The 13,862-nt window shown below is 53.5% G+C and carries 12 protein-coding genes; 11 read left to right on the top strand and 1 reads right to left on the bottom strand.

Annotated features, from left to right (window positions below; genetic code table 11):
- Positions 1 to 106: 106 nt before the first annotated feature.
- Positions 107 to 1,372, bottom strand: coding sequence for a DUF4427 domain-containing protein (locus NAZ64_RS00310; protein WP_220569847.1), 1,266 nt, complete (start codon positions 1,370 to 1,372; stop codon positions 107 to 109).
- A 492-nt stretch (positions 1,373 to 1,864) separates the two neighbouring features.
- Between NAZ64_RS00310 and hyaA the strand changes: the two genes are divergently transcribed.
- From hyaA to NAZ64_RS00255, 11 genes are all read left to right on the top strand, one after another.
- Positions 1,865 to 2,983: a hydrogenase 1 small subunit gene (hyaA, locus tag NAZ64_RS00305; RefSeq protein WP_001058312.1), complete on the top strand. Its 1,119-nt coding sequence runs from the start codon at positions 1,865 to 1,867 to the stop codon at positions 2,981 to 2,983.
- The gene (hyaB, locus tag NAZ64_RS00300; protein ID WP_220569846.1) at positions 2,980 to 4,773 is read left to right on the top strand and encodes a Ni/Fe-hydrogenase large subunit; all 1,794 of its coding nucleotides are present in this window, start codon (positions 2,980 to 2,982) and stop codon (positions 4,771 to 4,773) included. Before hyaA ends, hyaB begins: the two co-directional genes overlap by 4 nt.
- A gap of 18 nt (positions 4,774 to 4,791) precedes the next feature.
- Positions 4,792 to 5,523: a Ni/Fe-hydrogenase b-type cytochrome subunit gene (gene hyaC / locus NAZ64_RS00295; protein ID WP_220569845.1), complete on the top strand. Its 732-nt coding sequence runs from the start codon at positions 4,792 to 4,794 to the stop codon at positions 5,521 to 5,523.
- Positions 5,520 to 6,116 (top strand): hydrogenase 1 maturation protease, encoded by a 597-nt coding sequence (gene hyaD, locus NAZ64_RS00290; protein ID WP_080167234.1) that lies wholly within the window; start codon positions 5,520 to 5,522, stop codon positions 6,114 to 6,116. The genes hyaC and hyaD overlap by 4 nt, the downstream gene beginning before the upstream one ends.
- Entirely contained in the window at positions 6,106 to 6,510 is a 405-nt protein-coding gene (gene hyaE / locus NAZ64_RS00285) for a hydrogenase-1 operon protein HyaE (protein WP_001262570.1), read from the top strand. The genes hyaD and hyaE overlap by 11 nt, the downstream gene beginning before the upstream one ends.
- Positions 6,507 to 7,355 (top strand): hydrogenase expression/formation protein, encoded by an 849-nt coding sequence (locus NAZ64_RS00280; RefSeq protein ID WP_483640839.1) that lies wholly within the window; start codon positions 6,507 to 6,509, stop codon positions 7,353 to 7,355. Before hyaE ends, NAZ64_RS00280 begins: the two co-directional genes overlap by 4 nt.
- A 74-nt stretch (positions 7,356 to 7,429) precedes the next feature.
- Positions 7,430 to 8,974 carry a cytochrome bd-II oxidase subunit 1 gene (gene appC / locus NAZ64_RS00275; RefSeq protein WP_000263613.1) on the top strand — a complete coding sequence of 515 codons (1,545 nt, stop codon included), beginning with the start codon at positions 7,430 to 7,432 and terminating at the stop codon, positions 8,972 to 8,974.
- Positions 8,975 to 8,985: 11 nt separating this feature from the next.
- Positions 8,986 to 10,122: a cytochrome d ubiquinol oxidase subunit II gene (gene appB / locus NAZ64_RS00270; RefSeq protein ID WP_000888108.1), complete on the top strand. Its 1,137-nt coding sequence runs from the start codon at positions 8,986 to 8,988 to the stop codon at positions 10,120 to 10,122.
- Positions 10,123 to 10,134: 12 nt separating this feature from the next.
- Positions 10,135 to 10,224, top strand: a complete 90-nt coding sequence (gene cbdX, locus NAZ64_RS00265; RefSeq protein WP_000270301.1) for a cytochrome bd-II oxidase subunit CbdX — start codon at positions 10,135 to 10,137, stop codon at positions 10,222 to 10,224.
- Positions 10,225 to 10,618: 394 nt separating this feature from the next.
- Positions 10,619 to 11,893 carry a Glu/Leu/Phe/Val family dehydrogenase gene (locus NAZ64_RS00260; protein ID WP_001526439.1) on the top strand — a complete coding sequence of 425 codons (1,275 nt, stop codon included), beginning with the start codon at positions 10,619 to 10,621 and terminating at the stop codon, positions 11,891 to 11,893.
- 213 nt (positions 11,894 to 12,106) lie between these two features.
- Positions 12,107 to 13,819 (top strand): alpha,alpha-trehalase, encoded by a 1,713-nt coding sequence (locus tag NAZ64_RS00255; protein ID WP_061380254.1) that lies wholly within the window; start codon positions 12,107 to 12,109, stop codon positions 13,817 to 13,819.
- The last annotated feature ends 43 nt before the right edge of the window (positions 13,820 to 13,862 follow it).

Here is a 13,862-nt window from a genome sequence, read left to right as displayed (position 1 = left end):
ATGAGCTAAATAATTATTTTATAATAGCCTCTAATTTCTTTCATTCATCTATAAAAATCAATGCGTTAAATTAACGCAGATCTTACAGGGTAAGTTCTTTTCTTAATTACCAGTCGACATTCACTGTATGATTATAAAAAGGATGCTGGTCCTTTAGCGGCGTCTCATAACTTGGGATCGCATCATAATGATCTTTTCCCTGAACGGAGTACCCTCCCGCGTCGATATTAAAACGATGTTTCAGCCATCCCGCAACATGACTTGCGAAAGCTTGTTTCCTTCCTAATGGCCAATCGACAAAAGCCAAATTAACATCTAATAAGTACCGCCCTTCTTTATTAACCTCGATCATTCCAGCCTGCAGTAACGCCCGTACCACCTGGGATTGGTTATCATGAATCCAGACCCAGGCATTTCCAAATTCCATTGCATAACTATCATTTAGAAAATCTTTTTTTGAATATAATTCATTTACATAATCATTGATAGAATCAGCATAATTTTTTACTTTAGATGCAGATAAATCAAAAAAAGATTCAAATCCGAAAGTATTATCATTAATACAAGACAGTAACGCGCCCGGTTCCGAGAGCTGGGTCCATGATTGTAAACTCTCTACAGCTATAATGAATTTGAAAGTATTTCTTCCAATTACACCCCGGTCAATTAAAGTTAAAATATCGTGAGCTACGGTAGGGATATCTTCTGCAAACGGGACGATTATTCCCGCACCACTTATTTCGCTTGATTTAAAATCAAACCCTGGGGTACTTTCAATGTTTTCTGGAATACCATACTCTTTAATATGATTAAGGAAATTTTTAATATCGCCACGATATGGCCATCGCCATTCGCGTTCATGCGTCCAGTCAACCTTACCTGGAACATAAGTAACATATCTATATTGTTCAATCAAAGGAAGAGCCGTTTCATCAAGAATACGTTCCCCGTTTCTGCCTTGCGAGCATCGAGCATTGTTATGCTCATCCAACCCATATATGACTGGCCTTGCCCCATAATTAAACATTTGCTCTTTAGGTAAAACGATTGCATATAAACCGATTTTTTCATTTCGTTCTAATCGGCGAACACCAGTTTCTAAATAAGCCGCAATCGGCATATCTGTAAAGCATACCACCGGGGAGTCACCATATACGGTTCGTTGCCCATTTCGGTATGACCAGGACGAGAAAATTTTATGACTGCGTAAAGATAATCGAAGTAAATATTTAGCATCAATGAAACAGGCGTGGTGCTGATTATTAAAACCACAGTGTTCAGGCAAATAAATATGGCTACCGGTCTCTAAATCAACGTCCCGAAAAAAATGAATCAAATAATCGGACAAGTCAAATCTGATGTTATTTTTCATGGGACGCCCTCTTTCAAACGGTCTCTTTTTTGCATTCCTTTAAAACCAGCATCACTATTTTATATAAAAATCTTCACGAAGTATGCTTCTTTTAACGATGACATCAAATCCTCCCTCCTTTTGCGTCAACTTACGTATCCTGAAATGGCGAGACCAGGCTAAATCTACCCGAGGTCACTCGCTGAAACCTCATCCTGGAACAAGCTCAACCGTCCTTCCCCGCCACGGCCCTTTCGCCGAAAAACCGATAATGGGTATAAATATACCGCTATAAGCTATACCCACACACTTCACATTGTTTCTTATCGTTAATCCGATACGCTTTTTTCACATTATTTCTGGCGATATACGCCGGTGCAAAGTGAATCTGGCTCGTTTCCGCGCTCGCGCGTAACACAATGATTTGCCTTGCTGGCGGAACGTCAACGGACCCGCAAAAGCGCCTTATGCCCCTGGCGGAGCGTGGTGCAAAAAGGAGAAAAAATACGCGTTATGAATAACGAGGAGACCTTTTATCAAGCCATGCGTCGTAAGGGAGTGACCCGACGCAGCTTTCTCAAATTCTGTAGCCTTGCCGCCACATCGCTGGGACTGGGCGCCGGAATGACGCCAAAGATCGCCTGGGCGCTGGAGAATAAACCGCGGATTCCGGTGGTCTGGATTCATGGACTGGAATGCACCTGCTGTACCGAATCCTTTATCCGTTCCTCGCACCCGCTAGCCAAAGATGTGATCCTCTCGCTGATTTCCCTCGATTATGACGACACCCTGATGGCCGCCGCCGGCGCACAGGCCGAAGAAGTCTTTGACGATATCACCACTCGCTACGCCGGGAAATACATTCTGGCGGTGGAAGGCAATCCGCCGTTAGGAGAGCAAGGAATGTTCTGTATCAGCGGCGGCCGCCCGTTTATTGAAAAACTGAAGAAAGCCGCCGCGGGTGCCAGCGCTATTATTGCCTGGGGAAACTGCGCCTCCTGGGGTTGCGTCCAGGCCGCCCGCCCCAATCCGACCCAGGCAACGCCTATCGATAAAGTGATCACCGACAAGCCGATCGTGAAGGTCCCTGGATGTCCGCCAATCCCGGATGTCATGAGCGCCATTATCACCTATATGGTGACGTTTGATCGTCTGCCGGAGCTCGATCGCATGGGCCGTCCACTAATGTTCTACGGTCAACGTATCCACGATAAATGCTACCGCCGCGCCCATTTTGACGCCGGTGAATTTGTCGAGAGCTGGGATGATGACGCCGCCCGCAAGGGATACTGCCTGTACAAGATGGGCTGTAAAGGACCAACCACCTATAACGCCTGCTCCTCCACACGCTGGAATGACGGCGTCTCCTTTCCTATCCAGTCCGGTCACGGATGTCTGGGATGTTCAGAAAATGGTTTCTGGGATCGCGGCTCGTTTTATAGCCGCGTGGTGGATATTCCCCAGATGGGTACCCATTCAACCGCCGATACGGTGGGGCTGACCGCGCTGGGCGTGGTCGCGGCGGGCGTTGGCGGTCACGCTGTCGCCAGCGCGCTCAACCAACGTAAACGCCACAAACAACAGTTAGCGCAAGCCGAACAACAGCCGGACAATGAGGATAAACAGGCATGAGTAACCAGTATCAAACCCAGGGTTATACCGTTAACGACGCCGGCCGTCGTCTGATCGTGGACCCGATTACCCGCATCGAAGGGCATATGCGCTGCGAAGTGAACATTGATGAGCAAAACGTCATTACCAATGCCGTTTCCTGCGGCACGATGTTCCGCGGGCTGGAGATCATTCTGCAAGGCCGTGACCCGCGTGACGCCTGGGCGTTTGTTGAACGTATTTGTGGTGTCTGTACCGGGGTACATGCTCTGGCATCGGTGTACGCTATCGAAGATGCGATTGGTATCCAGGTACCGGATAACGCCAATATTATACGTAACATCATGCTGGCTACGTTGTGGTGCCACGATCATCTGGTCCATTTTTATCAGTTAGCCGGCATGGACTGGATTGATGTCCTGAATGCGCTGAAAGCCGATCCGCGCGCCACCTCGCAGTTGGCACAAAGCCTTTCCTCCTGGCCGATGTCATCGCCGGGCTACTTCTTTGACGTACAAAATCGATTGAAGAAATTTGTCGATGGCGGCCAGCTTGGGATATTCCGTAACGGCTATTGGGGACATCCACAGTACAAACTGTCGCCAGAGGCTAATCTGATGGGTTTTGCCCACTATCTTGAAGCCCTCGACTTCCAGCGCGAGATCGTCAAAATCCATACCATATTTGGCGGTAAGAACCCCCATCCTAACTGGATCGTCGGCGGGATGCCGTGCGCGATCAATCTCGATCAAAGCGGCGCGGTCGGGGCTATCAATATGGAGCGCCTCAACCTGGTGCAGTCGATCATCACCCGCACCGCCGACTTCATTAACAACGTGATGGTTCCGGACGCGCTGGCTATCGGCCAGTTCAATAAAGCATGGAGTCAAATTGGCACCGGTCTGTCGGATAAATGCGTGCTGAGTTACGGCGCATTTCCGGACATTGCCAACGACTTCAGCCAGCAAAGCCTGTTAATGCCGGGCGGCGCGGTGGTCAATGGCGATTTTAAAAATGTCATGCCGGTAGATTTGGCCGATCCGCAGCAGATACAGGAGTTTGTGGATCACGCATGGTACCGCTATCCGGACGATCGGCTGGGGCGTCATCCTTTTGACGGCATTACCGATCCCTGGTACAACCCGGGTGATGTCAAAGGCAGCGATACGCATATCCAGCAGCTCAACGAGCAGGAACGTTACTCCTGGATTAAAGCGCCGCGCTGGCGGGGTCATGCCATGGAAGTCGGCCCGCTTGCCCGAACACTTATCGCGTACCACAAAGGGGACGCCGCCACCATAGAGTCGGTAGATCGCATGATGTCCGCCCTTAAACTGCCGCTCTCCGGTATCCAGTCTACGCTTGGCCGTATTTTATGCCGCGCGCACGAAGCGCAATGGGCCGTCGGTAAGCTGCAGTATTTTTTCGACAGGCTTATGACCAACCTGAAAAACGGCGACCTGGCCACCGCCAATACCGAGAAATGGGAACCGGCCAGTTGGCCGCAGCACTGCCGCGGCATCGGTTTTACCGAAGCGCCTCGCGGAGCGTTGGGACACTGGGCGTCAATACGCGATCAGAAGATTGAACTCTATCAGTGCGTGGTTCCCACCACCTGGAACGCCAGCCCGCGCGATCCTAAAAAACAGATCGGCGCCTATGAAGCGGCATTGATGGGAACGCAAATGGCGATTCCCGACCAACCGTTAGAAATCCTGAGGACGCTGCACAGCTTCGACCCCTGCCTCGCCTGTTCAACCCACGTGCTCGGCGACGACGGCAGCGAACTGATTGCCGTCCAGGTACGCTAAGCGTTAAGGAAAAGAACGATGACTGGAAAGCTATCTCCACGCGTCGGGGAGGCGCGTGATACTGCCGTCAGCCACTATGTGTTTGAAGCGCCGGTACGCCTGTGGCACTGGCTAACGGTGGCCTGCATGTTGGTACTGATGGTAACAGGCTACTTCATTGGCCGACCGCTGCCGTCGGTGAGTGGCGAGGCGACCTATCTGTTTTACATGGGCTATATCCGGCTGATCCACTTTGCCGCCGCGATGATCTTTACCGTGTTACTGCTGGGGCGGATTTATTGGGCCTGTGTCGGCAACCGCTATTCGCGAGAGCTGTTTATCGTCCCGGTCTGGCGTCGCAGTTGGTGGCAAGGCGCTTTCTCCGTGGTCCGCTGGTATCTGTTTCTGGAGAAAAAACCGGGGAGCGACATCGGACATAACCCTGTCGCGCAGGCCGCGATGTTCGGCTATTTCCTGTTGTCGGTATTTATGATCCTCACCGGTTTCGCTCTGTTTGGCGAGCATAGCCAGTACGCCATCTTTGCGCCGTTCCGCTATGTAGTTGAATTTTTCTACTGGACCGGCGGCAACTCCATCGATATTCACAGTTGGCACCGACTGGGCATGTGGCTAATCGCCGCCTTCATCGTCGGGCACGTTTACCTCGCTATCCGGGAAGACATTATGTCCGACGATACGGTGATCTCCACCATGATCAATGGCTATCGCAGCCACAAATTCCCCAAACCACACGACAAGGAGACCTCATGAATGCGCAACGCGTAGTGGTGATGGGGTTAGGAAACCTGCTGTGGGCCGATGAAGGATTCGGTATCCGGGTCGCGGAGCGTTTGTATGCCCGATATCACTGGCCTGAAGAGGTAGAAATTGTGGACGGCGGTACGCAAGGGCTAAACCTGTTAGGTTATGTAGAGCAAGCCAGCCATCTCCTGCTCCTTGACGCGATCGATTACGGCCTGGCGCCGGGCAGCCTGCGAACCTATGCCGGCGAGAAAATCCCCGCGTATCTCAGCGCCAAAAAAATGAGTCTGCATCAAAACAGTTTTTCCGAAGTTCTGGCGCTGGCCGACATCCGCGGGCATCTGCCCTGTCACATAGCGCTGGTCGGTCTGCAACCGGCGCAACTGGACGACTATGGCGGTAGCCTGAGCGAAATAGCTCGCGGCCAGCTACCGGCGGCGGAACAGGCCGCCCTGGCGCAACTGGCCACCTGGGGGATCGTACCGCAGGCAAACGAGGTCGCACGCTGCCTGAACTATAAATGCCTGTCGATGGAAAATTATGAGGGAGTGCGCATACGTCAGTATCAGACACGTCTGGAGGGCAAAAGAAGTGGCGAATGACACCCCGTTCTCTGCGCTATGGCAACGCCTGTTAACCCGTGGATGGCAACCGGTAGAGGCTTCCACGGTAGACGACTGGATCAAACTGGTTGGAGATGGCGTCATCCTGTTAAGTAGCGATCCGCGGCGTACGCCGGAAGTCAGCGATAACCCGGTGATGATCGCCGAACTCCTGCGTGAGTTCCCGCAGTTTGACTGGCAGGTGGCGGTGGCCGACCTTGAACAAAGCGAAGCTATCGGCGATCGCTTTAATGTTCGTCGGTTTCCGGCGACGTTAGTTTTTACAGACGGCGAGCTACGCGGCGCTCTCAGCGGCATTCATCCCTGGGCTGAACTGCTCACGCTGATGCGTTCGATGGTTGACACTCCCGCAGCGCAGGAGACAGCACAATGAGCAACGCCTTTTTTCATCTGCTGGGGCCAGGTACGCAGCCTGATGACGCCAGTTTCTCGATGAATCCCCTACCGCTCACCTGTCAGGTCAATGGCGACCCAAGTATGGTGGCGCTGGAGCACTGCGCTCACAGCCCGGCGGTGATGGCATTGTTGACCGATCTGCGAGGTCAGCTTGCCCGGCGCATTCCGGAAGTCGGCGACGTGCTGGGATGGGAGTTATCTCCCCTGAATGCCGATGATCTCTCATTCCTCAATACGTTATTGGGCGAAGGCGAAGTCTCGGTACGCATTCAGCATCCGGACGGGAGTGAAAGCGAGATCCAGGAGACCATCTTCTGCGGCCTGTGGCGGGTACGCCATCTGCATAACCGACGTCTGCTGACGGATCGTCTGGAAGCGGGTAGCGCGCCCCTGACATTATGGCAAGCGGCTACCGCCGATACGCTGCCTGACGACTCTCTGCTGCCTCCGCCTGTCGCTGGCCTGATGAATGGACTGCCGCTGGCCCATGAGTTATTGGCGCACGTACGCGATCCGGCGTTGCAACCTCACAGCATCAATTTGACCCAACTGCCGCTCAGCGAGGCCGATCGTCTTTTTCTGGCGCGTTTATGCGGACACGGGAACATCCAGATTCGCATCTCCGGGTATGGCGAAAGCCAAATCAACGCCACAGCATTGCGCCATCTCTGGCATGTGCGCTGTCTGGACGCCCTTAAAGGGCCGTTGCTCGATAGCTATGAGATTTGTCCTTTGCCGGAGCTGGTACTGGCGGCCCCGGAAGATCTGGCCGATTCGCGCCAGCGCCTGGATGAAGTCTGCCGATGGCTGGAGACGCGCTAGGGCTCTCAACAGGAACGTCACCGGTGTCCGGTACTGATTAGCTTTTTACTCTCTTTCTGCCTACAGGAGTTAGCATGTGGGATGTCATTGACTTATCGCGCTGGCAGTTTGCGCTGACCGCGCTGTATCACTTTTTATTTGTTCCTCTTACGCTTGGGCTGATTTTTTTGCTGGCCGTCATGGAGACGATCTATGTGGTGACGGGGAAAACCGTCTACCGCGATATGACGCGTTTCTGGGGCAAGCTCTTCGGGATCAATTTTGCTCTCGGTGTGGCTACCGGCCTGACCATGGAGTTTCAGTTCGGGACTAACTGGTCGCTCTATTCCAACTATGTGGGCGATATTTTCGGCGCGCCGCTGGCGATGGAAGCGTTACTGGCCTTCTTTCTCGAATCCACTTTTGTCGGTCTGTTCTTTTTCGGCTGGCAGCGGCTGAATAAATACCAACACCTGCTGGTCACCTGGCTGGTGGCCTTCGGCTCCAATATTTCAGCATTATGGATTCTGAATGCCAATGGCTGGATGCAGTATCCTACCGGCGCTCATTTCAACATCGATACGTTACGGATGGAAATGAGCAGCTTCAGCGATCTGGTCTTTAACCCGGTGAGCCAGGTGAAATTCGTCCATACCGTCATGTCCGGTTATGTCACCGGCGCCATGTTTATTATGTCCATCAGCGCCTGGTATCTGCTACGTGGCCGCGAGCGTGAGGTGGCCTTGCGCTCGTTTGCTATCGGCTCAGTATTCGGCACCCTGGCCATTCTGGGAACCCTGCAACTGGGCGACAGTTCGGCCTACGAGGTCGCCCAAATTCAGCCGGTGAAACTGGCGGCGATGGAAGGCGAATGGCAAACCGAACCCGCGCCCGCGCCGTTTCATCTGATTGCCTGGCCGCAGCAGGAACAGGAGCGTAATGCGTTTGCCGTGAAGATCCCTGCTCTGCTGGGTATTCTGGCCACCCATTCGCTGGATACGCCAGTTCCGGGGTTAAAAAACCTGATGGACGACGCTCTGCCGCGCCTGAAGCGTGGCCGGGAGGCCTGGCTACTCATGCAGGAGATAGCGCAAGGCAATCGCTCGCCGCAGGTACTGAATGCGTTTCACGCCGTTGAGGGCGATCTGGGGTACGGCATTCTGCTGGCGAAATATGCCCCGGATATGAACCATGTGACGCCGGAGCAGTATCGTGCGGCCCAGCGTGGCGCTATTCCTCAGGTGGCGCCGGTGTTCTGGAGTTTCCGTATTATGGTCGGCTGCGGTTCGCTGCTGTTAGTGGTGATGTTGATTGCGTTGATACAGACGCTGCGAATGCGTATCGACCAGCATCGCTGGGTATTGCGTATGACGCTGTGGAGCCTGCCGTTACCGTGGATTGCCATTGAAGCCGGTTGGTTTATGACGGAGTTTGGCCGTCAGCCCTGGGCGATTCAGGACATTCTGCCGACCTGGTACGCTCACTCCGCGCTGACGCCGGGCCAGTTGGCCTTCTCAATGGGGCTTATCCTCGGACTTTACACCCTGTTTTTAATCGCGGAAGTCTATCTGATGCAGAAGTACGCGCGTCTTGGGCCGAGCGCCATGCAACATCAACAACAAGCGCAACAACAGGGATAAAGGAGACAATCATGTTGGATTATGAAACGTTGCGGTTCATTTGGTGGCTGCTGATCGGCGTCATCCTGGTGGCATTTATGGTAACTGACGGATTTGATATGGGTGTCGGTTGCCTGCTCCCGCTGATAGCGCGCAACGATGACGAACGCCGGGTATTGATCAATAGCGTGGGCGCCCACTGGGAAGGAAACCAGGTATGGTTGATTCTCGCGGGCGGGGCATTATTCGCCGCCTGGCCACGGGTCTATGCCGCCGCGTTTTCCGGTTTTTATGTGGCGATGATCCTGGTGCTGTGTGCCCTCTTCTTTCGCCCGCTGGCCTTTGATTATCGGGGTAAAATCGCCAATGCCCGCTGGCGCGCGCTGTGGGATACCGGTCTGGTTATCGGCAGCCTGGTTCCCCCAGTTGTATTCGGCATCGCGTTCGGCAACCTGTTTTTAGGCGTGCCGTTTGCCTTCACGCCGCAGCTTCATGTTGACTATTTTGGTACCTTCTGGCAGTTACTCTCGCCCTTTGCCCTACTGTGTGGATTATTGAGCCTGTCGTTGGTGATTATGCAAGGAGGCGTCTGGTTACAGTTGAAAACGGAGGGCGTTATTCGTCAACGGGCTCTGTCGGCCACCCGCCACAGCGCGCTGCTGATCGTGATCTGCTTCCTGCTGGCCGGTTACTGGCTGTGGGCCGGCGTTGATGGCTTTGTCTTACTCACGCAAGATGCCAACGGCCCTTCCAACCCGCTCTTAAAAGGCGTGGCGATACTCCCTGGCGCATGGATGAACCACTTTATAGGCTCGCCGCTACTGCTCATCATCCCGTTGCTCGGTATGATCCTGCCGATTCTGGCTTTCTATGCCTGCCTTCGCGGTCAGACTATTCGTGGATTTCTGTTCGCTTCCCTGACCCAGGCCTGCGTCATCTTTACCGCCGGCATAACGCTATTTCCTTTTGTGATGCCGTCGAGTGTTAGTCCTCTCTCCAGCCTGACGGTGTGGGACAGCACCTCCAGCCAGATGACGCTCGAAATCATGCTGGTGATTGTGCTGATTTTTCTGCCGATCGTACTGCTCTATACGCTATGGAGCTATTACAAAATGTTGGGGCGTATCAACCTGGAGACCCTCCGCCGCAACGATCATGAACTTTATTAGGGAGCGGGAGCGATGTGGTATTTACTGTGGTTTGTCGGCATTCTGCTGATGTGCTCACTGTCGACGCTGGCGCTGGTATGGCTTGAGTCGCGTCAACAATAAAGAGGTAAACCGGGGCCAGCGCCGTCTGACTCCGGTTATTTTTATCTTTTTACGCGCCTGGCGGAGACGTTTCCCCGCCGACAGGACGACATAACATTGATACATGTCGTTATCATAATGTTTACTTTTAGAGGTGCGTCATAATTATGACAAATAGCCGCCTTGCACATATTACGCATATTTAAGCAAATAATTGCATAATTAGCGATATATCACCTCTTACAGCGGATAGTTAACCACTTCCCATCCAAAATCATAACGAAAATCCAACTGCCTGCCGTTTTTGATCTGAGTTAATTGTTTAAAAAAGTGTTAAATTTATCGCTACATGGTGTGATCTACTATGTACCACGGTCAATTAAAGAACATATTACTTTTATCACTAAGGTTTATCATGGATAAGTTATCTTACGCTTCAGATAGCAGCACATCTGCCTGGAATACCTACCTGCAACAAATCGAGCGTGTGGCCCCTTATCTGGGCGAGTTATCCCCCTGGGTGGATACTCTGCGCCACCCAAAACGCGCTCTGATCGTCGATATTCCGGTACAAATGGATGATGGCACTATTCGTCATTTCGAAGGATATCGCGTGCAGCACAACCTCTCCCGAGGTCCGGGTAAAGGCGGTGTTCGCTACCATCCTGACGTTGATCTCAATGAAGTGATGGCCCTGTCAGCATGGATGACCATCAAATGTGCCGCGCTGAATCTGCCGTACGGCGGCGCCAAAGGCGGCATCCGCGTCGATCCGTTCTCGCTGTCGGAAGGTGAACTGGAGCGTTTGACCCGCCGCTATACCAGCGAGATCGGCATTATCATCGGGCCGCAGAAAGATATTCCTGCGCCGGATGTCGGCACCAACGGTAAAGTGATGGCCTGGATGATGGATACGTATTCCATGAATCATGGCACGACGGTCACTGGCGTCGTCACCGGTAAGCCTATCCATCTTGGCGGTTCGCTGGGTCGTGAAAAAGCGACGGGGCGCGGCGTTTTCGTCAGCGGGCTGGAGGCCGCGCGTCGGGCGAATATCGCCGTTGAAGGCGCTCGCGTTGCGGTTCAGGGTTTTGGTAACGTCGGCAGCGAAGCCGCGCGTCTGTTTGCAGGCGCTGGCGCCCGTGTCGTGGCGATTCAGGATCATACCGCAACGCTGTTTAACGCCACCGGTATTGACATGAAAGCGCTCACGGCATGGCAGACAGAACACAAACAGATAGCCGGTTTCCCGGGCGCGGAAACTATCGCCAGCGATGCGTTCTGGCGTCTGGAGATGGATATTCTGATCCCGGCGGCGCTTGAAGGCCAGATAACTCGTCAGCGCGCGGAAGCCCTGACGTGTAAGCTGGTGCTGGAAGGGGCTAACGGCCCGACCTATCCGGATGCTGATGATGTTCTGGCCAGCCGTGGTATCCTTGTGGTGCCTGACGTGGTCTGTAACGCAGGCGGCGTAACCGTCAGCTACTTCGAATGGGTCCAAGATATGGCCAGCTTCTTCTGGAGCGAAGAAGAGATCAACGCGCGCATGGACAAAATCATGACCGACGCTATCGTCCATGTCTGGGAGAAAGCGGCTGAGAAATCCTGTTCTCTGCGCACCGCAGCCTATATTGTCGCCTGTGAGCGCATTCTGCTGGCCCGTAAAGATCGCGGTATCTATCCGGGTTAAGGCGACAAATCATTACGCTAAAATCCACGTCCCGGCGTGGATTTTTTGTCTGTATCCCCCGTTTTCCACGCGCGCGCCGATAAATTCTGTCTCAATAAAATGTCTGTTTGTTCGCAAAATAGCGGTTCAATCACGCGTATCTGGTCATCGTAGACTAAGGTTTTGTCATGGTAAATGCCGTTGGCTTTGGCTCACCGCTAAGGAGATAACTTGATGATACCCCCAGAGATTCGCCGTTCTGTTCTACTGCAGAAAGCCATAAAACTGGCGCTGGCAGGGACGCTGCTGACGTTTGCATCGTTTTCGGCGACTGCCGCAGACCCGTCTTCCGACACTGAAACTCCGCAGCCGCCGGATATTTTGCTTGGCCCGCTCTTTAATGATGTCCAGAATGCAAAACTCTTCCCCGATCAGAAAACCTTTGCTGACGCCATACCTAATAGCGATCCGCTCATGATTCTTGCGGATTATCGTATGCAGCGGAACCAGTCCGGCTTCGATTTGCGTCATTTTGTTGATGTTAACTTCACCCTGCCGAAAGCGGGTGAAAAATATGTCCCGCCTGCCGGACAATCATTGCGTGAACATATTGATGGCCTGTGGCCGGTGCTGACCCGTTCAACTAAAAACGTCGAAAAGTGGGACTCGCTCTTGCCGTTGCCTGAATCCTATGTCGTCCCGGGTGGGCGATTCAGAGAGATTTACTACTGGGACAGCTACTTTACGATGCTGGGGCTGGCGGAAAGCGGGCACTGGGATAAGGTGGCGGATATGGTGGCGAACTTTGGTTACGAAATTGACGCCTGGGGGCATATTCCTAACGGCAACCGTACCTACTACCTGAGTCGTTCGCAGCCGCCTTTCTTTGCGTTTATGGTTGAGTTACTGGCGCAACATGAAGGTGACGATGCGCTGAAAGAATACCTGCCGCAACTGCAAAAAGAGTACGCCTATTGGATGGAGGGCGTTGAGACATTGCAGCCAGGGCAACAAAACCAACGCGTCGTCAAACTGGAGGACGGCAGCGTTCTCAACCGCTACTGGGACGATCGGGATACGCCCCGCCCTGAATCCTGGGTTGAAGATATCGCTACCGCCAAAAGCAACCCCAACCGCCCGGCAACGGAGATCTATCGGGACCTCCGATCTGCCGCCGCCTCCGGCTGGGATTTCAGCTCCCGCTGGATGGATAATCCGCAGCAGCTCAGTACCATTCGTACCACCACGATTGTCCCTGTCGATCTTAACGCTCTGCTGTATCAGCTGGAGAAAACCCTCGCCCGCGCCAGCGCTGCGGCGGGCGATCGGGCCAAAGCCTCGCAATATGACACGCTGGCCAACGCACGGCAAAAAGCCATTGAAATGCATCTGTGGAATAACAAAGAGGGTTGGTATGCCGACTACGATCTGCAGAACAATAAAATCCGCAACCAACTCACCGCTGCCGCGCTGTTCCCGCTCTATGTAAACGCCGCCGCGAAAGATCGCGCCGCGAAAGTGGCGGCGGCGGCCCAGGCGCATCTGCTACAGCCTGGCGGGCTGGCTACCACCTCGGTTAAAAGCGGACAGCAGTGGGATGCGCCAAACGGCTGGGCGCCGTTACAATGGGTCGCTGCCGAAGGATTGCAAAATTATGGGCAGGATGACGTGGCAATGGAAGTCACCTGGCGCTTTTTAACCAATGTGCAGCACACCTACGATCGCGAGAAAAAACTGGTCGAAAAATATGATGTCAGCAGTACCGGAACCGGCGGTGGCGGCGGCGAATATCCCCTTCAGGACGGCTTTGGCTGGACCAACGGCGTGACGCTGAAAATGCTCGATCTGATTTGTCCGCAGGAAAAACCGTGCGATAGCGTACCGTCTACTCGTCCAGCATCGTTAAGCGCAACGCCGACAAAAACGCCGTCTGCAGCGACACAGTAACGCGTGTTTATAGTAGGTTGACCCGGCGCTGACCGGGTCAACG

The sequence above is a fragment of the Salmonella sp. A1325 genome (genome assembly GCF_056991255.1).
This window is presented reverse-complemented; position numbering and strand designations above follow the sequence as displayed.

Excerpts from the sequence above, each read along its gene's own strand:
- appB (WP_000888108.1), top strand. The coding sequence starts at position 8,986 with ATGTTGGATTATGAAACGTTGCGGTTCATTTGGTGGCTGCTGATCGGC.
- hyaD (WP_080167234.1), top strand. The coding sequence starts at position 5,520 with ATGAATGCGCAACGCGTAGTGGTGATGGGGTTAGGAAACCTGCTGTGG.
- hyaA (WP_001058312.1), top strand. The coding sequence starts at position 1,865 with ATGAATAACGAGGAGACCTTTTATCAAGCCATGCGTCGTAAGGGAGTG.
- hyaB (WP_220569846.1), top strand. The coding sequence starts at position 2,980 with ATGAGTAACCAGTATCAAACCCAGGGTTATACCGTTAACGACGCCGGC.
- NAZ64_RS00280 (WP_483640839.1), top strand. The coding sequence starts at position 6,507 with ATGAGCAACGCCTTTTTTCATCTGCTGGGGCCAGGTACGCAGCCTGAT.
- NAZ64_RS00255 (WP_061380254.1), top strand. The coding sequence starts at position 12,107 with ATGATACCCCCAGAGATTCGCCGTTCTGTTCTACTGCAGAAAGCCATA.
- NAZ64_RS00310 (WP_220569847.1), bottom strand. The coding sequence starts at position 1,372 with ATGAAAAATAACATCAGATTTGACTTGTCCGATTATTTGATTCATTTT.
- cbdX (WP_000270301.1), top strand. The coding sequence starts at position 10,135 with ATGTGGTATTTACTGTGGTTTGTCGGCATTCTGCTGATGTGCTCACTG.
- appC (WP_000263613.1), top strand. The coding sequence starts at position 7,430 with ATGTGGGATGTCATTGACTTATCGCGCTGGCAGTTTGCGCTGACCGCG.
- hyaC (WP_220569845.1), top strand. The coding sequence starts at position 4,792 with ATGACTGGAAAGCTATCTCCACGCGTCGGGGAGGCGCGTGATACTGCC.
- NAZ64_RS00260 (WP_001526439.1), top strand. The coding sequence starts at position 10,619 with ATGGATAAGTTATCTTACGCTTCAGATAGCAGCACATCTGCCTGGAAT.